General features: G+C 64.9%; 20 protein-coding genes. 16 read left to right on the forward strand and 4 right to left on the reverse strand.

What is annotated here, in order from left to right:
• Positions 1-132: 132 nt before the first annotated feature.
• From AC1L6K_RS03000 to AC1L6K_RS03015, 4 genes are read left to right on the forward strand one after another with little or no spacing between them, the layout of a single operon-like run.
• The gene (locus AC1L6K_RS03000; protein WP_480951253.1) at positions 133-1,299 is read left to right on the forward strand and encodes an NAD(P)/FAD-dependent oxidoreductase; all 1,167 of its coding nucleotides are present in this window, start codon (positions 133-135) and stop codon (positions 1,297-1,299) included.
• A complete protein-coding gene (locus tag AC1L6K_RS03005; RefSeq protein WP_480951254.1) occupies positions 1,292-1,552 on the forward strand; it encodes a (2Fe-2S)-binding protein in 261 nt (86 codons plus the stop codon). Before AC1L6K_RS03000 ends, AC1L6K_RS03005 begins: the two co-directional genes overlap by 8 nt.
• Positions 1,549-3,048: an FAD/NAD(P)-dependent oxidoreductase gene (locus AC1L6K_RS03010; protein ID WP_480951255.1), complete on the forward strand. Its 1,500-nt coding sequence runs from the start codon at positions 1,549-1,551 to the stop codon at positions 3,046-3,048. The genes AC1L6K_RS03005 and AC1L6K_RS03010 overlap by 4 nt, the downstream gene beginning before the upstream one ends.
• Positions 3,045-4,517 (forward strand): aldehyde dehydrogenase (NADP(+)), encoded by a 1,473-nt coding sequence (locus AC1L6K_RS03015; RefSeq protein WP_480951256.1) that lies wholly within the window; start codon positions 3,045-3,047, stop codon positions 4,515-4,517. Before AC1L6K_RS03010 ends, AC1L6K_RS03015 begins: the two co-directional genes overlap by 4 nt.
• 3 nt (positions 4,518-4,520) lie before the next feature.
• Here the strand turns inward: AC1L6K_RS03015 and AC1L6K_RS03020 are convergent, their stop codons facing one another.
• The 4 genes from AC1L6K_RS03020 to AC1L6K_RS03035 all read right to left on the reverse strand — a co-directional run bounded on the left by AC1L6K_RS03020 (position 4,521) and on the right by AC1L6K_RS03035 (position 10,869).
• On the reverse strand, positions 4,521-5,525 hold the full coding sequence (locus AC1L6K_RS03020) for an NADPH:quinone reductase (protein ID WP_480951257.1): 1,005 nt from the start codon (positions 5,523-5,525) through the stop codon (positions 4,521-4,523).
• Between the two features lie 102 nt (positions 5,526-5,627).
• Positions 5,628-6,737, reverse strand: a complete 1,110-nt coding sequence (locus tag AC1L6K_RS03025; RefSeq protein ID WP_480951258.1) for a GTP pyrophosphokinase — start codon at positions 6,735-6,737, stop codon at positions 5,628-5,630.
• Positions 6,738-6,848: 111 nt separating this feature from the next.
• Entirely contained in the window at positions 6,849-7,868 is a 1,020-nt protein-coding gene (locus AC1L6K_RS03030) for a LacI family DNA-binding transcriptional regulator (RefSeq protein WP_480951259.1), read from the reverse strand.
• Between the two features lie 103 nt (positions 7,869-7,971).
• On the reverse strand, positions 7,972-10,869 hold the full coding sequence (locus AC1L6K_RS03035) for a discoidin domain-containing protein (protein ID WP_480951260.1): 2,898 nt from the start codon (positions 10,867-10,869) through the stop codon (positions 7,972-7,974).
• Positions 10,870-11,195: 326 nt separating this feature from the next.
• Between AC1L6K_RS03035 and AC1L6K_RS03040 the strand changes: the two genes are divergently transcribed.
• The 12 genes from AC1L6K_RS03040 to AC1L6K_RS03095 all read left to right on the forward strand — a co-directional run bounded on the left by AC1L6K_RS03040 (position 11,196) and on the right by AC1L6K_RS03095 (position 22,902).
• On the forward strand, positions 11,196-12,134 hold the full coding sequence (locus tag AC1L6K_RS03040; RefSeq protein ID WP_480951261.1) for a carbohydrate kinase family protein: 939 nt from the start codon (positions 11,196-11,198) through the stop codon (positions 12,132-12,134).
• A gap of 52 nt (positions 12,135-12,186) precedes the next feature.
• Positions 12,187-12,717 carry a YbhB/YbcL family Raf kinase inhibitor-like protein gene (locus tag AC1L6K_RS03045; protein WP_480951262.1) on the forward strand — a complete coding sequence of 177 codons (531 nt, stop codon included), beginning with the start codon at positions 12,187-12,189 and terminating at the stop codon, positions 12,715-12,717.
• A gap of 43 nt (positions 12,718-12,760) precedes the next feature.
• The gene (locus AC1L6K_RS03050) at positions 12,761-13,570 is read left to right on the forward strand and encodes an HAD family hydrolase (protein ID WP_480951263.1); all 810 of its coding nucleotides are present in this window, start codon (positions 12,761-12,763) and stop codon (positions 13,568-13,570) included.
• An 18-nt stretch (positions 13,571-13,588) separates the two neighbouring features.
• A complete protein-coding gene (locus tag AC1L6K_RS03055) occupies positions 13,589-14,371 on the forward strand; it encodes a glycerophosphodiester phosphodiesterase family protein (protein WP_480951264.1) in 783 nt (260 codons plus the stop codon).
• 39 nt (positions 14,372-14,410) lie between these two features.
• The gene (locus tag AC1L6K_RS03060; RefSeq protein ID WP_480951265.1) at positions 14,411-15,526 is read left to right on the forward strand and encodes a glycerate kinase; all 1,116 of its coding nucleotides are present in this window, start codon (positions 14,411-14,413) and stop codon (positions 15,524-15,526) included.
• Between the two features lie 463 nt (positions 15,527-15,989).
• Complete coding sequence (locus AC1L6K_RS03065) at positions 15,990-17,156, forward strand: branched-chain amino acid ABC transporter substrate-binding protein (RefSeq protein ID WP_480951266.1); 1,167 nt, start codon at positions 15,990-15,992, stop codon at positions 17,154-17,156.
• Positions 17,157-17,255: 99 nt separating this feature from the next.
• A complete protein-coding gene (locus AC1L6K_RS03070) occupies positions 17,256-18,149 on the forward strand; it encodes a branched-chain amino acid ABC transporter permease (RefSeq protein ID WP_480951267.1) in 894 nt (297 codons plus the stop codon).
• Positions 18,150-19,268, forward strand: a complete 1,119-nt coding sequence (locus tag AC1L6K_RS03075) for a branched-chain amino acid ABC transporter permease (RefSeq protein WP_480951268.1) — start codon at positions 18,150-18,152, stop codon at positions 19,266-19,268.
• Complete coding sequence (locus AC1L6K_RS03080) at positions 19,265-20,050, forward strand: ABC transporter ATP-binding protein (RefSeq protein WP_480951269.1); 786 nt, start codon at positions 19,265-19,267, stop codon at positions 20,048-20,050. The genes AC1L6K_RS03075 and AC1L6K_RS03080 overlap by 4 nt, the downstream gene beginning before the upstream one ends.
• On the forward strand, positions 20,050-20,760 hold the full coding sequence (locus AC1L6K_RS03085; protein ID WP_480951270.1) for an ABC transporter ATP-binding protein: 711 nt from the start codon (positions 20,050-20,052) through the stop codon (positions 20,758-20,760). Before AC1L6K_RS03080 ends, AC1L6K_RS03085 begins: the two co-directional genes overlap by 1 nt.
• Positions 20,750-21,811 carry a proline racemase family protein gene (locus tag AC1L6K_RS03090; protein WP_480951271.1) on the forward strand — a complete coding sequence of 354 codons (1,062 nt, stop codon included), beginning with the start codon at positions 20,750-20,752 and terminating at the stop codon, positions 21,809-21,811. The genes AC1L6K_RS03085 and AC1L6K_RS03090 overlap by 11 nt, the downstream gene beginning before the upstream one ends.
• Before the next feature lie 185 nt (positions 21,812-21,996).
• Positions 21,997-22,902, forward strand: a complete 906-nt coding sequence (locus AC1L6K_RS03095) for a dihydrodipicolinate synthase family protein (RefSeq protein WP_480951272.1) — start codon at positions 21,997-21,999, stop codon at positions 22,900-22,902.
• Positions 22,903-22,926: the final 24 nt, after the last annotated feature.

Genomic DNA, 22,926 nt, shown 5'->3' on the forward strand with positions numbered 1-22,926 from the left:
TGCGTTTGGCTCCATTGGCCACGTCCGCGGTGAGTGGGCGCAACACCAACCAGGCCGGGGCGCCGGGAAAGGCATCTGAAATATGGTGCGGGGGCCCTGTTTTTCGACAGTGACATGTGACATGCTACTGCTATGAACTTTCCCCGATCCGCTGACGTTGTGGTGATTGGCGCCGGTGCTGTGGGTGCCGCTTGTGCTTACTTTGCCGCACAGGCCGGTCTCCGGGTGGCGGTTGTGGACCGTGGAGTTCTGGCAGGAGGAACGTCCAGCGCCTGTGAAGGAAATATCCTTGTCTCGGACAAAGAGGCCGGCCCGGAGCTGACCCTGGCCCAGTACTCCCAAGGTCTGTGGCGCGGGGAGTTGGCCGAGTTTGGGAGCCTTTGGGAATTTGAATCCAAGGGCGGCGTTGTGGTTTCCGCGCGGGAAGGCACCCAGAACAATCTCGCGCGGCTGGCCGAACGGCAACGCGCGGCCGGCATCGAAGTCGACCTCCTTGATGGCCCGTCCCTGCTGGAGATGGAACCCCATCTAAACCCCGCAATGGCAGGGGGCGCCTTTTATCCACAAGACGCACAGGTCCAGCCCATGCTGGTGGCGGCACATCTGCTGCGGCTGGCCAGGGGCATGGGTGGCATGGTCCACACGGAAACCCGCGTGACAGGATTTACCCGCGCGGGAGAAACCGTGACCGGAGTGGAAACATCCCGCGGCACCATCTCCGCCCCCGCCGTGGTGAATGCGGCAGGAACCTGGGGTGGCGCCATCGCCGCGCTGGCCGATGTGGCAGTACCTGTCAATCCGCGCAAAGGCTACGTGATGGTCACCGAGCCGCTGCCTGTCATGGTCCATCACAAGGTGTATGCGGCGGAGTATGTGGACAATGTGGCCAGTTCCGACGCCGGCTTGCAAACCTCGCCCGTGGTTGAGGGCACCGACGGCGGCAGCATCTTGATCGGATCCAGCCGGGAAAGGGTGGGTTTCGACAAGAGTGTGGACCCTCGCGTGCTCGCCCAGATGGCAGGGAAGGCGATAGCGCTGTTCCCTTTTCTCAACAATGTAAAGATACTGCGCAGCTACTTCGGCTTCCGCCCCTACTGCCCGGACCACCTGCCTGTCATTGGCCCCGACCCCCGGGCTCCCGGGCTCTTCCATGCCTGTGGACATGAGGGTGCAGGCATCGGGCTGGCCGTGGGCACGGGCGCGCTGATCGCCCAATCAATCACTGGGACGACAGCCTTGGACCTGGCACCTTTTGCGCCGGAACGTTTTGAGAGCCTTAAGAGGGACGCCCATGTCTAAGCTTCAAATGTCCTTGGATGGCCAGCCGTTGGCCGCCCGCCCCGGCCAGACTGTGGGAGCCGCGCTGACCGAGGCCGGCGTTATCGCGTGGCGCACCACCCGCAATGGCGGCCTCCCACGCGGCCTGTTTTGCGGCATTGGGGTCTGCTTTGACTGCCTGATAACGGCCGACGGCGAAGCCAACCAGCGTGCCTGCCTCACCGAAGCGCATGAGGGCATGGTGCTGGAGACGGATGGCGGGGGAGTGGCATGAGTTTTAGTGTTGCGGTGGTTGGTGCCGGCCCGGCCGGCTTGGCGGCAGCGGTCCATGCGGCAGACCAGGGACTTTCGGTGGTGCTGGTGGATGCCGGCAGCCAACCCGGCGGGCAATTCTGGCGCCACCCGGACGAGGCTGCCGCCGCCGCGGCCGGGACCTCGGATGAGGAAGGCGCCGGTCACCATGACTGGAAGACGTTCATGAATTTGCGGTCCCGCCTGTATGCGCATGAGGTGAGCGGAACCGTGGCGTACTGGCGCAATACCCAGGTGTGGCTCATCGAGCACGATTCCTCCGGCACCTCCCTGCGGCTGACGCCAAGCAACACTCCGGGTGGGGCAGCCCCCGATCAATTGAGGGCACAACATCTCATCCTGTGCCCCGGAGGGTACGACCGGCAGCTCCCCATCCCGGGGTGGGACCTGCCAGGGGTCATGGCGGCCGGTGGCGTCCAGGCACTCTTGAAGGGAAACCGGACGGCGATGGGAACCGTTGCCGTCGTTGCCGGAACGGGACCGTTCCTGCTCCCCGTGGCCACAGGACTTGCGGAAGCCGGGGTGAAAGTCGCCGCGGTCTGTGAAGCGAACAGCCCCACAGGGTGGTTGCGCAATGCGCGCGGCGCCATTCGGGCCCCGGAAAAACTGCCCGAAGGTGTCGAGTATGCTGCCTCATTGGCACGGCACCGCATTCCCTACAGGATCCGCACCGCCGTGACCGAAATTCACGGCAGGGATCGGGTGGAGGCCGTCACCCTGAGCAAATTGGCCGCCGACGGTTCCGTGCTCGCCGGGACCCAACGGAAGGTTTCCTGTGATCTGGTGGCCTTGGGCTGGGGTTTCACGGCCCAGCTTGAACTTGTCCTGGCCGCTGGCGTCGACACAACTGTTGATGTTGACGGTTCGCTGATTGCCGTCGTTGACGAGCGGTTGAACACCTCCGCCGCCGGCGTCAGCGTTGCTGGTGAGGCCACCGGCGTGGGCGGCGCCGACATGGCTGTGGTGGAAGGTGAGCTGTCGGCCCTCTGCACCGTAGTCGCGACGGGGCGCCAGGGCCCGGCTGTTGCAGAACTGCGCCGTCGCATCGAGGCCCTCCAGCGAACCAGGGCCCGCCTGCGGGCCTTCGCCGTGGCCATGCACAAGGCCAACCCCGTGCCCGGGCGCTGGCATGGCTGGCTCACCGCAGAAACCCTGGTGTGCCGTTGCGAGGAAGTGACTTACGGATCACTGTGCAACGCCCACAATGAGTTGGGCGCCCAGGATGCCCGCAGCCTGAAGTCCTTCGCACGCCCCGGCATGGGGAGGTGCCAAGGCCGCGTATGCGGGTTTGCCACCGCATCGATTGCGGCAAACCTTACCGGGCGGGCCGTATCCGCCGAAGACCTGCGTGCCATGGCAAAACGAACCATTGCCGCACCCGTGACGTTGGGCCAGCTGGCCGCACTTACCTTTGATGAACCTGCAACCTGTTCCCCCAATGAAGGACCGCACCCATGACTGAGAACCCCGGCACCGATCTGAACCACACCACAGCAGCTGAACTCGAGGGCATTTTGGCAGGTGCAGAGGAGGCCGCCACGATCTGGGCGCGAAGCCCCGCATCAGAGCGGGCGGCCGCCTTGGTTGCCATTGCCGATGCACTTGATGCCAACGCGGAGAACCTGATCCCCGTGGCGCAGGAGGAAACCAACCTGCCGTCCGGGAGGCTCACCGGGGAGTTGAAGCGCACCACGTTCCAGCTGCGGCTCTTTGCCGAGATGCTCACCGACGGCGGCTATCTGGACGCCCGCATTGACCACGCCGACGGCGACTGGCCCATGGGTGCCCGGCCGGACATCCGCCGCGTCCTGGAACCGCTGGGCCCGGTGGTCGTGTTTGCCGCGAGCAACTTCCCGTTCGCGTTCAGCGTCATGGGCGGCGACAGCTGCTCCGCGCTCGCCGCCGGCTGCCCCGTGGTGCTCAAGGTCCACTCCGGGCACCCACGGTTGTCGGCCGCCGTCGGACGGGTTGCCGCTGCTGCCCTGCACGACGCCGGCGCCCCGGACGGGTTGCTGCAGCTGGTCTACGGCACGCAGGCGGGCCGCGACGCACTCCTGGACCCGCGCATCAAGGCCGGGGCGTTCACGGGTTCCATCGCCGGTGGGCGGGCGCTCTTTGACCTGGTGAATTCCCGTCCCGACCCCATCCCGTTCTACGGTGAACTGGGCAGCGTGAATCCCGTCTTTGTCACCCGGGCCGCCGCCACCGCCCGGGGCGCGGAGATTGCCTCGGAATTTGTGGCGTCGTACACGATGGGTGCCGGGCAGTTCTGCACCAAGCCGGGCATCCTTCTGGTCCCGGAGGACTCCGGGATGCTCGCCGCACTTGCCACCGCGGCCCGTCCGGGGCCGGCCAAGCTGCTCAATGACAGGATCCAGTCCGGCTACACGGAGTCCCTGCAGGAACTGTTGGGGCACGACGACGTTGCCCCCTTGGGCGGCACGGCCGACACCCTGGCGTTCCCGCCCGCACCGGCATTGACAGCCACCACGGCCGCAGCGCTGCTCGCCGATCCCCGGGGGCTGATCACCGAATGCTTCGGGCCGGCGGCACTGGTGGCGAGCTACCGGGATGAGGAGGAGCTGCTGGCGGTCGCCGGTGTGCTGGACGGGCAACTGACAGCCACAGTCCAGGGTGAGGAGTCCGACGTCGTCGCCCCGGAGCTGGTGCGCCTACTGGCAGGGAAGGCCGGGCGGGTGCTGTGGAACCAGTGGCCCACAGGCGTTTCCGTGACCTACGCGCAGCAGCACGGCGGACCCTACCCGGCCACCACCGCGCCGACGTCAACGTCAGTGGGCACGGCCGGCATCGCCAGGTTCCTGCGCCCGGTGGCCTACCAGGGCGTGCCCGCCCACCTGCTGCCCGCCGCCCTCCGCGATGACAATCCCTTGGGTGTCCCGCAGCGGATCAACGGAGTGTTCAACTAGGAGTCACGGGACGAGGACAAGCTTGCCGTGGACGGTGCCGGATTCCAGTGAGGCATGTGCGGCCGCAGCGTCGCGCAACGGCAGCTTCGTGACGGTCCGGGCATGCAGGCTGCCGTCCGCCAGCAGCTCGTTCACTGCCTTTGCGGCTGTTGCCAGTTCCCCGACGGGGGCGTTGCTGATGGCAAAACCGCGGATGCTCCCGTCCCGGGTGTAGAGCTTTCCCAGCGGAACTAAATTGCTGGCCGCCAGGCCGGACATGGCGATGATACGCCCGCGCGGCGCCAACAGGTCCACGGCAAGTTCCAACTGGTGCCGCCCGGACGTTTCCAGGTGGAGGTCCAGTCCGCGCCCGCCGGAGACCTCGTCGACGGCGGCGCGCAGCTCATCGGCAAACGACGGTGAACGATAGTCCAGCGCAGCGGAAGCGCCCATGCCAAGGACGTGCCCGGCGTCGTCCTTGGCAGAGGAGGTGATGACCTTGGCGCCGGCGCGGACTGCCTGCACCACGGCGGCCGATCCCACACCCCCGGCGGCCCCGCCCACAAACACGGTTTCGCCCGGCTGGAGCCGGCCGTGCCGGTGCAGGGCCAAGTGCGCGCTGGCTCCGGCGTGGAGCACGGCCACCGCGGCAACGGGCCCGACGCCGGCTGGCAGGCGGTACAGCCGCTCCGCGGGGACCAGCGAGAATTCGGCACCCGCGCCGTGCCGTCCGTCAAATCCCATCGAGTTGGACCAGACGGCGTCGCCGGGCGTGAAACCCTCCCGAACCCCGGGCCCCACTTGCTCAACGGTGCCCACCAGATCCCGGCCGACCACCTGGGGGAAATTCAGCGCCGTGGCATACTTCCCGTTGCGCACAAAGTTGTCGACGTGGTTAACGGCGGAGGCGGCAACCCGCACCAGCACAGTGTTCGGCTGGACCTCGGGCACAGGGAGCCCGCCGTAGCGGATCACTTCGGGACCGCCCGTCCTGCTGAACCAGGCAGCCTGCATCAATTCAGGGTCCATATCTGGAGTGTAGACCCGGAACCCGGCGAACGGGTCGGCTGGGCCGGAACCCCAAGGGCAGGCCATCGGGAAATGGATGTGCAGGCGGACAAGCCCGCGCGGCTAGAATCCCTGCGCCTTGCGGTACCGCTTCATCTGCTGGTGCCGGCGGATCAAGCTGTCGCGGCGCGGGGTCTGCTCCGATGATGGTTCTTCGGCGGTCAGGTCAATGTGGCTTTCACCAAATTGCCATAGCAGCAGGTCGTCGAGCAGCCTGTCGGGACCGGGGGAGTACCTGTGGTCCAGTGCCTTGCGGACGTTGGAGATGATCTCGGGCTGCAGAAGTGCTGCCAGATCCACGGTCTTGCGCAGACCGTGGGCCGCCACGAGTTCGGCCGCCCAGCCCCAGTCATCATCGGCTTTCCTGTCAACGTGTGGCAGCAGCGTCTGCCACACCGCCTTTATCCGGTTGGGAGTCAGCGAGATGTTGCCTTCTCCGTCGCCCTCGGTGTCCCAGTAGCTGGTGACGGTTTCGTACCTGTCGTGGAGCTCGGAAAACGCCGACTCGACTGTCTCAAGCATGGCCGCCGTGGCAGTGAACTGCCTGTCAAAGTAAGGGCTCCAAGCGCGGGGGTCCTGGGATTTGAAGCGGATGTCATGCTCAATCTCGCTCCAGGCGTGGGCAAAAATGGTGCGGATCTGGCATTCAAAGAAATAGCTGCCGTTGGGTTTGATCTCGGCGTCAAACAGTTCCTGATAGGCGCGGACAACATCGTTTTGGATGGTGCGCAGGATCAGGTGTCTGCTCGAATACCCGTAGGTGCCGGATTCAATGGAGCCAATGTCCTTCTCCGTATCGCCGCGGCAGTCAAAAATGCTTCGTTTGCGCTTGATCAAGTTGGCGGCCAGGGCGTTTTCGCCGGGCAGCGTGGTGATGACCCGCACGCCGACCATGTCCGTGAGGTTCCGCAGTGGTTCGGGGAACTGGAGCGTGGGAGCCGCGTCCGGTTCGGTCACCATCCGGGAGGCCTTCTCCCGGAATGATTCAACCGACTTGGTGCGGCTCGTGACAAAAAGGGGTTTGTCTTCCGCCTCGGACAGGACCTCGCGGACAAGCGACTTCATTTCTGCCGTGACTTTTTCCAATGTCGGCAGTGTCCGTTCAAAGTCAGCCACCGAGGCGCTGACGGCAGGCCGCAGCGATTCATCGAGTCGTTCCCAGTTACTACTCATGCCTTGAGCCTAAACGTCCGGGCGGCGCCCACGCGAGCAGCACCGCCGACTGAGCCGCAAATACTCGGTAAAATTTGCGGCCCGGCGCCTCGGCGAGAGGCTCCGACGCCATCAGCGCGCCGGCGGCGCGCTGCTGCTGTTGCGCTCGATCAGTTCCGGCACCATGGCAAACGGCGGAAAGGGATGCTGCGAATTCTGCAGCCTGTGCAGCAGCCGCCGGACAGCCAATGCGCCGATCGCCTTGAACGGCTGGGCGACGGTGGTCAGCGACGGTGAGCTGTATTCCGCCAGTGCAATGTTGTCCACGCTGACAATTGAAATGTCCTCGGGAATCCGTTTGCCGCTCTCATGCAGGGCCCGGATGACACCGAACGCCATCTCGTCGGACGAAACAAAAATAGCTGTCAGGTCCGGAATGCGGGCGGCAATGAGCCCATTTTTGTATCCGGACTCCGGCGTCCAGTCGCCCTGCAGTTCGGGCGGCACGGATTTGCCCGCCCTCTCCAGGGTTGTCCGCCAGCCCTCACTGCGGTCGAGGGCCTCAATCCAGTTTTGCGGGCCCGCCAGGTGCCACACGGTTTCGTGCCCCAACCCCAGCAGGTGCGTGGTGGCCAGCTCGGCCACGAGAGCCTGGTCGATGACAAGCAGTTCGCTTGACTCGGTCCGTGAGCCATCCAAGGTGACGATGGGCGTGGTGTTGCCGATCCTGGACACCACGGGACTTGCATCAATCATGGGGACGGCCAGGATGATGCCGTCGGCGCCGCGGTCGACCAGGCCCTGCACGGCTGCTTCAATGACGTGGTCGTCCATGGAGGAGATGGGCGAGGTGATGACCGAATGGTCCAATTCGGCGGCTGCGAGTTCAATGCTGGCGACCACAATCGACCGGGCATAGGAGTCGCTGTTGAACATGACGAGGCCGATAATTTGGGTGCGGCCCGTCGACAGGCTGCGGGCCGCGTAGTTGCGGTGGTAGCCCAGTTGCGAAATGGCGGCCTGGACGCGTTCCCTCGTGGCGGGCTTCACGCTGTGGTGGCCGTTGAGGACCCGGGACACCGTCTGGGGTGAAACGCCGGCAACTTCGGCGACGCCGCGAATGCCAGGGCGGCTGGATTCCGTAGTGCTCACTGAATACCTGCCGAATCAAAGGTGGTGGGGGACGTGCGGGTCTGGATTCTTCGGGGCAACCGAACCGTGCACCTCAACCTGTCCATGGTGCGCGGCAATGCCCCTAAAAAATACTGTAACCACAACTGTGGCGGTTGGGGAATTGCCCCAACCGCCGCAGTGCTGTGTCCCGCCGATTCGGCGGAACGGCGTGCCTAGCCTTGGTAGCGCCCGCTCCTGCCGGACCACTGCCGGTCGGATCGCTGCTCGCAGGTGCCGTGGTGCCCGGACCAGCCGGAACGCCAGTGGCGGCCGGCGGTGTGGCGGCCGGGGCAGTGGTCTCGGTGGGATCAGGAGTGGGTGTCGGTGAAGCCCCGGGCACAGCCAGGTCCAGGACCACATAGCCGGCGAAGGATTCCGCACCGCTGCCGGCAACGCCGTCGCTGCTGGCCCGGTAGTCAACGGTTGTCGGCTGGACCCCAGCCACCGTGAACGGTGCCGCATACGCTTTCCAAGCCCCGTCGCCGATCCGGTATTCGACCGCGGACTGGCCGGCAGCGGCGCCGGTGGCTGACAGCGTCACTGTTGGTTCGACGTCGAACTTTCCATCAGCATTGGGCTCTCGGTCAAGGGAACCTGCCACCCCAAGTGCATCCACCGCAGTGTTGCGGACCTCAACCTCGTAGGCAGGGAGGTAGATGCCCATGTTTGCCGACTGAATCTCAACCTTGACGTGGCGGGCATTGACAGGGTCGAAGGCAACGACATCCGTGCGCTTGTCCCCGGGCATGCCTGTCTTCGTGGTAACGACAGCCCACGTCGTGCCGTCCTCGGACGTGGAGACGGTGTAGTCCTTGGCGGAGGCGCCTTCCCAGGCGACTGTCACCTCGTTGATCGGCTGGATTTTGCCCAGGTCCCCGGCAATCCAGCGCACGCCGTCGTAGTTGGCGGACCAGCGCGTGGCGAGGTTGCCGTCAAAGGCCTGGCTGGCGGGCAGGCTTGCCGCGTCATTGCCCGAGGCCGTGGCCACGGCGCCCACTGCAACGTTGGTGATCCCTGCAACGCCGAGGCTCCAGGCGCCCACGCTGGTTGACTCCCCGGCGGGAACGAGTCCGGCCAGGCGCACAAAGCGGGCCTCGGTGGTGGGGAAGCGGACCTCGTCGGCACCGGCGCCTGTCACCTCATGGCTGGCGGTGCGGTCCCAAAACAAGCCGTCCCTGGACGTTTCAACGGCGTAGCCGGTAGGCGCGTTGGCCGCCCATTCGGCGGTCACCGCGCCAACCGTCTGGACCGAGCCCAGGTCAACGGTCAGGGAAGATGGCGTGGCATCGGCTGACTCCCAGCGGGAGTTTTGTACCCCGTCGGTGAGGTTCGACGCCGGATTGCCGTCCTTGGCCGACGAGGCCGCCACGGGTTTGCCGGAGGCCAGGTCAGCCGCCCCGGCAGCGGGCGTGGTGTCCTTGACGGTGCCCAGCGACGGGCCCATGCCGATCTTGTCCAGTGCGTTGTTGAAGTCGGCGTAGTCAACCGTGGGGGTCGTGGCTGTCCAGGTCTTTTGGGCCACAACCGGGAAGGAGCGCTCGATCAAGCCGTGCACGTCCTGCTCCGAGTAGTCGTTGTCGACCAGGTCATTCCAGACGGCAAACATGGCGCCCATGATCTGGTTGGGCTGGACTGTCTCGCCGCCGGCTGTGTTGGGCAGCCAGTCGTTGTACAGCCACTGGTTGTTCAAGCCGCCGCCGTGGTAATAATCGGCGAAGGGGACAACATACAAGGTGCCGTCGTTGGTGTTGATGAATTTCATTTCATCGCTGGCCGCAGCATTCAGGCCGTACCAGCCGTTGTTCCAGGAGTTGATGATGACATCTTTGTCGTAACCCTCAACGCCGGATGCACCGGTGCCCTGGCTCATGTTGGTGAAGCTGCCCCAGGCGCCCGGCTGTTTTCCGGCGTCGCGGATGTGCTTGGCCATGTCGTTGTAGAACTGGCGGTACTGGAGCTTGTCGCCCGGGTACTCATCGGCACCAAAGTTGACCTTGGGGCCCTGGAACCAGGGCATGAACTCGTCGAGGATGCCCTTGACGGCTTCCGTGGTCTCGGGGTTGCTGAGGTCGAGGTGGTCGGACTTGCCGTTGTTCAGGCCAATGTCAGGGCGCCACTTGATGATGGCGGCGGAGTGGGCGGGAACATCAATTTCGGGGATGATCTGAACGCCGCGGCTGGCGGCCGCGGCCTCGAAGCCGTCCCAGTCGGCACGGTCGTAGGAGCCGTCTGTCGAGGCCAGGCCGGCATATTTCGGGTTGTCGGACTTCAGCCGGAAGCCCATGTAGGACTCGCGCCAGTCGCCGGAGTCCACGAATATTTGGTTGTCATTGAGGTGGATCTGGAAGCGGTTGAGCTTGTAGTAGCTCATCATCTTGATGTAGTCATCGATGAAGCCGGCTGTGAACACGCGGCGGCCGACGTCCAGGATGAAGCCGCGGGCCTCGTAGTCGGGCCAGTCAACAGCTGCTCCGACGGGCAGCTTGTTGCGCCCGTCGGACTGGGTCATGATCTGCAGGATGCTGCGCGTGCCGTAGTAGGCGCCCGTCTCGGTGGGGGCGGTGACCCGCACTCCTGCCTCGGTGACATCGAGCTTGTAGCCTTCTGCGTCGTAGCGCTCGCCGCCGGTGGCGTAATTGTCGGCAACGTCAAGGACCAGGGAGATGTCGCCGGGTTGGCTTGCGCCGGTGGCAACCGCGAGCTCCAGGCCCGTCATTTCGGCCAAATCATCGGCAAACTCCTCGCCTACCTGGCTTAGTTCGTTGGGGACGACAATGCGGCTGGCGGGGGTGATCTCCAGCTTGCCGGAGCCTCCTGTCCATTCATGGAGCGACGGGACCACAACGGGTGCCGCGTTGGCTGCGGACTCCTCAGGTGCGGCGGCTGCCGGCGTCACGGTTGCCGGTGTCACGGCGGCGATGCCGGCCAGGGGCAGGCTCAGTGCGGCCACCACCGCAATCTTGCGCAATGTGCTGTTCATAAAGGTGAAACCTCTCGACTGCTGCTAGTTGTGACGTTGTTCGAGGAGCCAGCGGCCGGTGCGTGACAAGCGGTGACGAAGCTCGCCCTCCGTATTGTTATGGAACCCATCGAAGCTAGTCCATGGTCGCCAGGCGCTCAACAGTTACCTGAATATTGGCACCTGACATGGAATGTTATCGGTCACTTTTTGAAGTATACGAGACGCGTGTCACATTTGACCAGAGTCTTTACGGATATGACTCGGGGTGCGCCGGGCGGGCCTGGGCCGCGCCCCGGACCGGCCGTGCATTTCAAGAGCGCCACAAGGGGCAATAGGCTGGTGCCATGTTGACAGTTATTGGTGAAGCCCTGGTTGATGAAGTGGTGCGTGCAGGCAGGGATCCGGTCCCGCACGTGGGTGGCAGTCCCATGAACGTGGCCGTCGGGCTGGCCCGGTTGGGGCACCCGGTGCAGTTTCTGGGCAGGTTTGGCAAGGACCCCTATGGGGACATGGTGGCCGGGCACCTGCAAGCCAATGCCGTCATGGTCCCCTTGTCCCCTGACTCGCAGCCCACCTCAGTGGCCCGGGCAGTGCTGGATGCTGACGGTGCCGCAACGTATGAGTTCTCCCTTGACTGGTCGCTGCCGGACCTCGGCGCAGCCGGGGACAAACCGAATTTCATGTTGGCCGCAACAACGCTGCTCCACACCGGTTCCATCGCCACCATGCTGGCACCGGGTGCCGAGCAGGTCCTGGCCGCTGTCATTGATGCCCACCCCCGCGCCACGATCGCCTTCGATCCCAACTGCCGCCCGAGCATCATCACCGACGTTGACTACGCGCGGGAGCAGGCGGAGAAGTTCGTCCGCCTGGCCGATGTTGTCAAGGCCTCCGACGAGGACCTTGAATGGCTTTACCCCGGCATTGACCCCAAGGAATCGGCCCGCAAGTGGCTCGCCATCGGCGGTGCTGAAGGTCCCGCCGTCGTTGTTCTGACACAGGGCGGTGCCGGGCCGTGGGCTGTGTGCGCCGCCGGTGAGGCTGCCTGTGCCGTGCCGCCGGTCCAGGTCGTGGACACTGTGGGGGCCGGCGACTCCTTCATGGCTGCGCTCCTGTCGGCCCTTGTGGACAGGGAATTGGACGGGGCCCAGCGCCGCCCCCAACTGCGAGCCATGGGCACCGCAATCCTGGCCGAAGTCCTTGACTATGCCGCCAGGGCGGCCGCCATCACGGTTTCCCGGGCGGGGGCCAATCCCCCCAACAGGGCTGAATTGCAGCAGTGACCGCTGCCGGACCATCCGAAGCCCCTCTGACGGCAATCTGAAAGGCAGCCCCATGTTTGATTACGAACCCTATTCGTTCCTGACCCCTGTCCCGGAATTCGAGCTGGCCAGCGATTCGTTTACCGACGGGGCCGTGTTTGCGCCCGCCCAGGTCAACGCCGGCGCCCATCCGGGTGGGCTTGACCTGTCGCCGCAGCTGTCGTGGCGCGGCTTCCCGGCCGGGACGCAAAGTTTTGCCGTGACAATGTTTGACCCCGATGCGCCCACGGCCAGCGGTTATTGGCATTGGGCCGTGGCCGGGCTCCCGGTGTCCGTGACGTCCCTGGCCGAGGGGGCCGGGACCCCCGGTTCCCCGGCGCTGCCTGACGGGGCGCTTTCCCTGAAGAACGACGCCGGGATCCCCGGTTACATGGGCTCGGCACCTCCGGCCGGGCACGGGACGCACCGCTACATGGTTGTTGTCCATGCTGTTGACGTTCCGTCCCTGGGCCTGCCTGCCGACACCACCGCTGCAACCCTGGGCTTCAACCTGCATTTTCACACCCTGGCGCGTGCCCGGTTGACTGGATTGTTTGAGGTTTAGCAGGGCTTAGCGGGGTTTCGCGGGAAGTTGGATAGCCTTGGGTATGCGTTTAATTGCCAGTGACATTGACGGAACCATTCTGGGCCACGACGGATTGGTCAGCACCCGCACCGTGGACGCCTTCCAGGCTGCCGCGGAAGCGGGCATTGACATTGTGTTCGTGACAGGACGCCCGCCGCGCTGGCTTGAACCGATCCGCGAACAAATCGGCCACACCGGCACCGTCATCTGCTCCAACGGGGCTGTCACCTACGACCTCGCCACCGACAAGGTGCTGCAGTCCCATCTGGTCAGCTGGGACACGGTCGAGCAGGTCCGGACCATTGTTTCAGGCCTGGCCGCTGAGCCATACTTTGCCCTGGAATCCCTTGCCGGCCTGCACATCGAGGAAGGTTTCTACGGCACCCGCGCCCCGGCTGGCCGCACCGGCTTGGTCCCCGAGGTGCTGACTCCCGACATGGCAAACAGCGGGATCATTAAAATGCTGGCGGTCCTGCACACCGGCAGTGCCGACGAATTCCTGGAACTCGTCACCGCCGATGTCGGCCCGCTGCTTGCCGTCACACACTCGGCCCCGGACCTGGCCCTGCTCGAAATGGGCCCGCTGGGCGTCAACAAGGCCGTCACCCTCGCCCAATATGCCGCCGCCCGCGGGATCGACGCGGCCGATGTCGTCGCGTTCGGTGACATGCCCAACGACGTGGAAATGCTCGGTTGGGCCGGCGCCGGATACGCCATGGCGAGCGGCCACCCCCAAGCGCTCGCAGCCGCTGCCCTGCAGGCCCCCCGTTTTGAGGACGACGGCGTTGCCCAGGTCATCGAGTCGCGCCTGGCCGCGCTGCGCCTGGCCTGAGTGACGACGGCGCAGACGATGCCAAGGATCAGAATCACCAAGCCGTACCTGGAGTCGGCGCAGCCGCTGGCCATTGCCCACAGGGGCTTTTCCCGCGACGGCCTGGAAAATTCCCTGACGGCGTTCAAGGCAGCCCTGGAACTGGGCTACCAGTACGTTGAAACCGACCTCAACACCACCTCTGACGGGGTCCCGCTGGTCATCCACGACTCAACACTTGAGCGCACCACCGACCAGGCCGGCACGATCGCGGAACTGCCTTATTCGGTGGCGGGCAGGGCGCGGATTGGTGGCAGGGAGCCGGTTGCCACGCTTGAAGAATTCCTTGCGGCGCTGCCCAACGTGCGGTTCAACATTGATGTGAAGGATGCCGGGTCCGTGGGGCCGCTCGTTGACGCAATCGAAACCCATGGCCTGCACGACCGGGTTTGTGTTGCGTCGTTCTCGGACCGGCGCCGCCGCCAGGTGCTTGCGCGGCTGAGCCGTCCGGTGGCAAGTTCGCCGGGCAAATTGCTCCTGGTGGCCTACTTCCTGCTGTCACCGTGGCTGCCCGGGCAGTTCATCAACTGGTTGATGCGCGATGCGGATGTGCTGCAAATTCCCAGGCAGTACAGGGGCCACGAGTTGGTGACCCCGGGAACGGTGGGCCGGGCGCACCGGATGGGCCTGAAAATCCATGTGTGGACCATTGACGACCCCGCACAAATGCACGAACTCTTTGACCTGGGCGTTGACGGCATCATGACGGACAGGGCCGACCTGCTCGCCGACGTCATGCGCCGGCGGGGTTATTGGACGTAATCATTCAGCCGTGTCGGTGACCGGTGGCAGGATGGGTGCATGCGTATCCTCATTGCCCCCGACAAGTTCAAGGGGACCCTCACCGGCCCGGAAGCGGCCGCGGCCATGGCCGAAGGCGCCCTGCGGGTTTACCCGGATGCCGTGGTCACGGCCCTGCCCATTGCCGACGGCGGCGAAGGCACGGTTGAAGCAGCTGTCGCGGCAGGATTTTCGGAGCGGCTGAACGCGGTGGTTGGCCCCATCCTGAAGCCAGTGGGTGCTGTGTGGGGGTTCCGGGAGGACAGCAAGGTGGCCGTCATTGAGACCGCGCAGGCCAGCGGCTACCTGCTCAGCGAACCCACAGTGGAAAATTCCCTGCGCGCCCACTCCTACGGTTCGGGCCAGCTTGTTGCCGCTGCGCTGGAGGCCGGGGCGACGGAAATCATTATCGGCTTGGGCGGTTCAGCCATGACCGACGCCGGAACCGGCGCCCTGCGCGCGCTGGGACTGAAGCTGCTCGATGCCCACGGGAACCTTGTGCCACTGGGCGGCGGCTCCCTGGTGGACGTCGTGGCCGTGGACGCCTCCGGGCTTGATCCGCGGCTGGCCGGCGTGACGGTGCGGATGGCCGTGGATGTGGACAACCCGCTGTACGGATTCAACGGCGCCGCGCACGTGTTCGGGCCGCAAAAGGGTGCCGACGCCGACGCCGTCGAACTGCTCGATGCGGGGTTGCGGAATCTGGCGTCCGTGGTCAGGGAATCGACCGGCATCGACATTGACATCCCCGGGGCAGGTGCCGCCGGCGGCTTCCCCTCCATGTTTGTGGCCTATGCCAATGCCTCGGTGGAGCGTGGCTTTGACCTGGTCGCGGCCTTGATCGACCTCGAGACCGCCCTTGACGACGCCGATCTTGTCATCACGGGTGAAGGGTCCCTGGATGTCCAGTCACTGTCGGGCAAGGGCCCCCTCGGAGTGGCGGACGCTGCCCACGCCAGGGGACTTCCCGTCGTCGTGGTTGCCGGCAGGATCACTGTGACGGCCGCACAGCTGGCCGAACACGGGGTGGTGGCCGCCGTCAGCGCCACAGATGTGGCCGGTTCCCCGGAGGCGGCCCTCGCGGAAGCCGCCCGGTACACCACCAGGGCCACGTCCGAGGCGCTCAACGGCATCTAGCCCGCCGCGGCTCACATCTCCTTCGCGAATCCCCAGACATGGGCCCCACATGGCTGATTTGAGGGCCATATGTGGGGCCCCGCGGAGTGGCGGCACCGAATTGAACCCGTTCCGCGTGATCGCGAATTCCAAATAGCAGCTGATGCGGTCCTCCGCCGCCCAACAACTTTGAAACTGCAGCTGATGTAGTGAATCGTGCGGATTCACTGCATCAGCTGCAGTTTCGATTCCGGGTGGGCAGCCGAAACAGCATCAGCTGCTGTTTCAACATCAGGGCGCGGACACCCAGGGCTCAAGTGTGCGGCATCAATTGCATCTCGGTTCGGTAAAACTGTTGACATCAAAACGCGTAACATGTCATATTTTACTCACTAGCGAAGTGTGATGTACCCGACAGCAGGCAGGCATGCGGGGAATTTCCGCGTGGTTTGCTTCACGTTGTCCGTCAAAGGAGATGTAGACAATGAAGCTTCGAATTCCCAAAACCGTCACCATGGCCGCAGTGGCCGCAACCATTCTTGCCACGACAGCGTGTGGCGGCATCCTCGGCGGCGGAGACGAGAAGTCCGGCGACGCCGGCCCCATCAAGATTGCGGCAGTCATCCCGCTGTCAGGTTCCAGCGCGCCCACCGGCGTGTTCATGAAGAACGGCATGCAGATGGCCGTCGATGAGATCAACGCCAAGGGAGGCGTGCTGGGCCGCCAGCTGCAGTTTGATCCCGAAGACGAAGCCTGCGATCCCACCCAGGCAGCAGCCGCAGCCAACAAGGCAGTCTCCAACGGTGCCGTGGTGTCCGTGGGCGGCTACTGCTCCGGCGCCACCCTGCCCACCCTGCCAATCTTTGAAAAAGCCAACATCCCCATGATCATCCCGGCCGCCAACTCCCAGGACCTGGTCAACCAGAAACTGCCCAACGTGTTCCTGATCAACGGCACGGGCGTCCAGCAGGCGGCCGCTGCGGTGAAGTTCATGGTCAAGGACGGCGTGAAGACGGTGGCCCTGGTCGATGACAACACCAGCTACTCCAAGGACATCGCCACCCAGACCAAGAAGGACCTGGAAGCCGACGGCAACGTCAAGGTGGCCCTGGCCACCTCCGTCACAGCCGGTGAAAGCGACTACTCCTCCGTGGTCCACGACATCACGGGCGCCAACCCCGACATGGTGTACTGGACCGGCTACTACCAAGAAGGCGGGTTGATCATCAACCAGCTCAAGGCAGCCGGATACACGGGCAAGATCATGGTGGCCGACGGCAGCGTTGACGCCTCACTGATCAAGATTGCCGGCGGCGCCAATGCTGACGGCGTCTACGCCACTATGACCCAAACCCCCGACACCATCAAGGGTGCAGAAACGTGGATTGCCGACTACACGAAGAAGTTCGGCAGCGCGCCCGGACCGTACTCAACACAGTCCTATGACGCAGTCCGTGTTGCCGCCGAAGCCATCACCAAGGCCGGCAGCACCGACGGCGACAAGATCATTGCTGCCCTGCAGGCCATCGACGGATTCCAGCTGTTCTCCGGGCCCCTGAAATTCACCGCGGAACACACTCTCACCAACGGTGGCTTCCAGATCCTGGTCGTCAAGGACGGCAAGTTTGTCCTCCAGGACGACCTGGGCTGACCATCCACAACCGGCGGGCCGTGTCTGCGCACCGCGCAAGTCCGCCCGCCGGTTGGCGTTCCATTTCGCGTTTGGCTTATACGTCAAGGCAGGACAAACATGACTCAGCTAATTTGGAACGGCCTCTTTGTGGGCTCGTTCTACGCACTTATCGCACTGGGCTATTCAATGGTCTACGGCATCATCAAACTTTTAAACTTCGCCCACGGTGACATTTACATGCTGGGCGCCTTCATCGGCTTTGCCACACTGAGCTCCTTGGGCATCATCCCGGCCTCCATGTCCATCACAGCGCTGCTGCTGGTGCTGCTGCTGACCATGATCATCACCGGCGGCATCGGCGTGGGCATTGAACGCCTCGCCTACCGGCCGCTGCGAAGTTCGCCGCGCCTGGCAGTGCTGATCACCGCGGTGGGAGCCTCCTTCACCCTGGAATACGGTGTCAGCGCCATTGCCGGCCCCAACCCGCGGGTGTTCCCCGTCCGCCTCCAGGGCCAGACTTTCGACGTCCTGGGCGCCCGCATCTCCGCACCCCAAATCGTGCTCATGTTCGTGGCCGTCATCCTCATGCTCAGCCTGAACTCCTACATCCAGCGGACGTCCATGGGACGCGCCATGCGGGCCATCGCCCTGGACCCCAAGGGTTCGCTGCTCATGGGCATCAATGTCAACAAGGTCATCACATGGACGTTCTTCATCGGTTCGGCGCTCGCCGGCGCTGCCGGCGTCATGGCTGGTGCATATTACGGCAAGATCGACTTCCTCATGGGCTTCATCATCGGCCTGAAGGCGTTCACCGCCGCCGTCATTGGCGGCATCGGCAACATCAAGGGCGCCATGCTCGGAGGTCTGCTGCTGGGCCTGCTCGAGGCCTTCGGTTCCCAGTGGCTGGGCGGGCAGTGGCGCGACGTGTTCACCTTCGCCGTGCTGATTGCCTTCCTGACCCTGAAACCCACCGGCCTGCTGGGCGAACGTGTGACGGAGCGTGTCTAAATGAGCGAGAACGTCGACACCTCCACCGCCCCGCGCCGGATCGGCAAACCCGCCAGCCGCGTCTCACGCCTGTTTGAAAGCAAACAGCTGGGCTGGGCGGCCTTCGCCCTGGCCGTCATCTTCCCGTTCCTGATTGCCAACAACTACGCCATGAACATCGCCACCACGGCCGTGATCTTCGTGCTGCTGGCCTCGGGGCTGAACATTGTGGTGGGCTACTGCGGCCTGCTGGACCTGGGCTACATCGCCTTCATGGCGGTGGGGGCCTACACGGCCGGCATTATTTCCAAGTCCTTTGAAATGCCCATCCTGTTCACCATCCCGGCCGTCGTTCTCATGTGCATCCTGGCCGGGCTCATCATCGGCGGCCCCACGCTCCGGCTGCGCAGCGACTACCTGGCCATCGTGACACTCGGCTTCGGTGAGATCATCCGCCTGACGGCCAACAACCTCACAATCACCGGCGGCCCCTCCGGCATCTACGGGATCCCCGGCGTGGAACTGTTCGGCGTGGACCTCTCCAACCCGGTGCCGTTCTACTACTTCTGCGTCGTGGTGGTGGGCCTGCTGGTGCTGGGCTCGGCCCGGCTGGGCAAGTCAAGGCTGGGCCGGGCCTGGCGCTTTGTCCGCGAGGACGAGGACGCCGCCGAGGCCATGGGCATCCACACGTACAAGGTCAAGCTGGCCGCCTACATTTTCGGCGCCATCTGGGGCGGCATTGGCGGCATGCTGTTTGCTTCGCACCTCTCCGCCATTTCCCCGCAGTCCTTCGTGTTCCTGCAGTCTGCGCTGGTCCTGATGGCCGTGGTGCTCGGCGGCATGGGCAACACCCGCGGCGTGGTGGTCGGTGCCGTGGTCATCTCGCTGCTGCCCGAATTCCTGCGCGACATGGGCAACCTGCGCTACGTGATCTTCGGCGTCGTGCTGGTGGCAGTCATGGTCCTGCGCCCCCAAGGCTTCTGGCCTGCCAGGGCCTATGAGCCCGAGAAGGACGACGGCGGGACCGGACCGGGTGCCCGCGGCGGCAAACATTCGGGCAGGAAGAACACGGCACCCGCCGGTTCAGCGCCCGCCGCTCCCGCGAACACGGCCGGTCATGAGACAGGAGAAGGCGCATGAGCCCGCTGCTTGAGGTGAAGGGCCTGCAAATCGCCTTTGGCGGTGTCAAGGCCGTCAACGGGCTCAGTTTCTCGGCTGATGCCGGGGAGATTGTCTCCGTCATCGGCCCCAACGGCGCCGGAAAAACCAGCGCGTTCAACTGCATCACCGGCTTCTACAAGCCCGTCAGCGGGACCGTCACTGTGGATGGGCAGGACGTTACCGGCAAGCGCCCGGCAGTGATTGCCGCTACGGGGGTGACGCGCACCTTCCAAAACCTGCGCCTGTTCCCCGACCTGACGGTTTTGGACAACGTCAGGGGCGGCATGCACCTGTACGGCGGCCAGAACTTCCTGGACTCCCTGTTCCACACGCCCAGATACCGCAAAAGCGAGGAGTACTACACATCCGAGGCCCACCGCTGGCTGGACTTCGTGGGTTACAAGGGAGGCCGCGGCATCCCCGTGAGGAACCTGGCGTACGGCCAGCAGCGGCAGGTGGAAATGGCCCGAGCCATGGCCCGCAAGGCCAAGCTCGTGCTCCTGGACGAGCCCGGTGCCGGGCTGAACCACTCGGAGAAACGGGACCTGCTGGCACTGTGCCGAAAGATCCGGGACGAGGGCGCCGCCGTCGTGCTCATTGAACATGACATGGGGGTGGTCATGGAGGTCAGCGAACGCGTGGTGGTCATGAACTTTGGCAAGGAAATTGCCGACGGCACACCCGCGGAAGTGAAGAAGAATCCCGCCGTGATCGAGGCGTATCTGGGCAAGGAAGACGAACCGGAAGAGGGCGGGTCCTGATGTCCATGCTGGAATTTGAGAACGTGGAAGTTTTTTACGGCAAGATCCAGGCCCTGCGCGGGATGAACATCCGGGTGGAGGAAGGCGAGATCGTCTCCCTGCTGGGGAACAACGGTGCGGGGAAGACCACAACGCTGTCCACGGCGTCGGCCATCGTGAAGTCGCACGCGGGCAAGATCAGCTTTGCCGGCACCGACATCACGAAGGCGAAGCCGTGGGAGGTGGTGGGATCCGGGCTCATCCACGTCCCCGAGGGGCGGCGGATCTTTTCCACGCTGAGCGTCACCGAAAACCTGCAGCTGGGCGGCTACCTCGTCAAGGACAGGGGCACCGTGGCCAAGCGGATGAAGGACGTTTTTGAGATGCTGCCGCTGCTGGCCGAACGCCGCAACCAGCAGGGCGGCACGCTGTCGGGCGGCGAGCAGCAGATGCTGGCCATCGGGCGGGCGCTCATCGCCGGGCCGAGGATGCTGATGCTGGATGAACCGTCCATGGGGTTGGCACCGCTGATCGTGGCCCAGGTGATGGAAGTCATCAAGGACGTCAACGCCAACGGCACCACTGTATTGCTCGTGGAGCAGAATGCGCGGGCGGCCCTGAAGATCACCAGCCGCGGCTACGTCATTGAAAGCGGGGCCACCACCATGACCGGAACGGGGCCGGAACTGCTGGCCGATTCACGCATTGTCGAGGCCTACCTTGGCGCTTGAGCAGAATCTGGTCAGCCAGGACCCTGCGCAGGCCGATTTGGTGCAGGCCGCCACCTGGCGGGTCGCCACGGTCGATTACCACACGGCGGGGGAGCCGTTCCGCATAGTCCCGGAGCTCCCCTTCGAGATTCCCGGGGCCACGGTCCTGGACCGGCGCGAAAGTGCGCAGGCCGGCCCCGCCAATGCGCTGCGGCAGCTGCTGGTCAACGAGCCGCGCGGCCATGCCGACATGTACGGCGGCTTCATTGTCCCGCCCAATGATTCCGGCGCCCACCTGGGCGTCCTGTTCTGGCACAAGGACGGATTTTCCACCGCCTGCGGCCACGGCACCATCGCCCTGGGCGCCTGGGCCGTGGAAAGCGGCCTGGTGCCTGCCCCGGACGACGGCGACACGGACGTTGTCATCGACGTCCCCTCAGGGCGCGTCACGGCCCGGGTGACGATGGCGGCCGGCCAGGTGGATGCCGTCACCTTCCTCAACGTCCCCTCGGCCGTCATGGCCCGGTCCATCACCGTGGAAACGGAAGGCTTTGGCCGGCTCGAGGTGGATGTGCTCTGGGGCGGGGCGCTGTACGCCTCACTGCCCGCACGGGCGGCGGGGCTGGAGGTCACGCCGTCGAGCCTGAACCGGCTGATCGAGGCGGGGCGGGCAATCAAGGCCGCGCTGTCCGGAAGTCCGGCCGCCAGGCACCCCGGCGAGCCGCGCCTTGACGGCATTTACGGCACCATCTTCCACGAGCCGGCAGCTGGCGGCGGCGGAAGCCTCGCCCAACGCAACGTCACCATTTTTGCCGACGGGCAGGTTGACCGCTCGCCCTGCGGCTCCGGCACGGCGGCCCGGGTGGCTTCGCTGGATGACTCCGGCGAACTCGCCCACGGGGCGTTGCTGGACCACTTTTCCATCGTCGATTCACACTTTTCAGCGCACGTGGTCGCGAGGGAAGCCTCCGGGGTGGTTGTCGGCGTCCGCGGCACCGCACACCAGGTGGCGCAATGCACGTTCACCCTTGACCCGAGGGACAAGCTGGGATTGGGCTTCGTTCTGCGCTGAGGCACGCCAGGCTCCGGAGGTGAGTGAGGGACCAGGGGCGTGAAAATGGTCCACTAAAACCCTAGTGGAATGTGACATTGTACTGTTAGGCTGACCCTGTAATCCATTGTTGGCGGCGCTGCAAACCCTCCCGGGGCAGCTCAGCCAAGAACAAATGGCGACTGACCACCTGCAAGGAGAATTTCATGACAACCCGCACCCAGCCCTGGCAGGGCATCCACGTTGCCACGGCACTTCCCTTCAATGACGACCTCAGCGTCGACTACGCCGCGTTTGGCGAGCACGTCGCCTGGCTCGCCGCCAATGGATGCGACGGCGTCTGCCCCAACGGATCCCTGGGCGAGTACCAGACGCTGACCGACGAGGAGCGGGCCAAGGTTGTCGAAACCGCAGTTGCCGCATCCCCGGAGGGCTTCACCGTCATGCCTGGTGTCGCCGCCTATGGCGCCGCGGAGTCCCGGCGCTGGGCCGAGCAGGCCCGCGACGCCGGGGCGGCCTCCGTGCTGGCCCTGCCGCCGAACACGTTCCGGGCCGACGATGACACCGTCATGGCCCATTACCGGGAAGTGGCCATGGCGGGGCTGCCGATCGTCGCCTACAACAACCCGCTCGACACCAAGGTTGACCTGACCCCGCCCCTGCTGGCCCGCCTGCACGGCGAGGGCTTGATTGTGGCGGTGAAGGAATTCACCGGTGACGTGCGCCGCGCCTACGAAATTGCCGAGCTGGCACCCGGGCTTGACCTGCTGGTGGGCTCCGACGACGTGCTGCTGGAAATGGGCCTCGCCGGCGCCGTCGGCTGGATCGCCGGCTACCCCAACGCCATCCCGCAAAGCACTGTGAACCTGTACAACCTCGTCACGAGCGGCAACATTGAGGACATTGCGACGGCGCTGCCCATCTATCGTGACCTGCACGCCCTGCTGCGCTGGGACTCCAAGACCGAATTTGTGCAGTCCATCAAGCTGTCCATGGACATCGTGGATCGCAAGGGCGGTGCCTGCCGCCAACCACGCCTGCCGCTCTCCCCGGAACTGACGGCACGCATCACCGCCGACACCGAAGCCGTCCTGGCCAAGGGCTACAAGTAACCACCCACCCCAACCCAGCACGGA

The sequence above is a fragment of the Specibacter sp. BI4 genome (genome assembly GCF_056680095.1).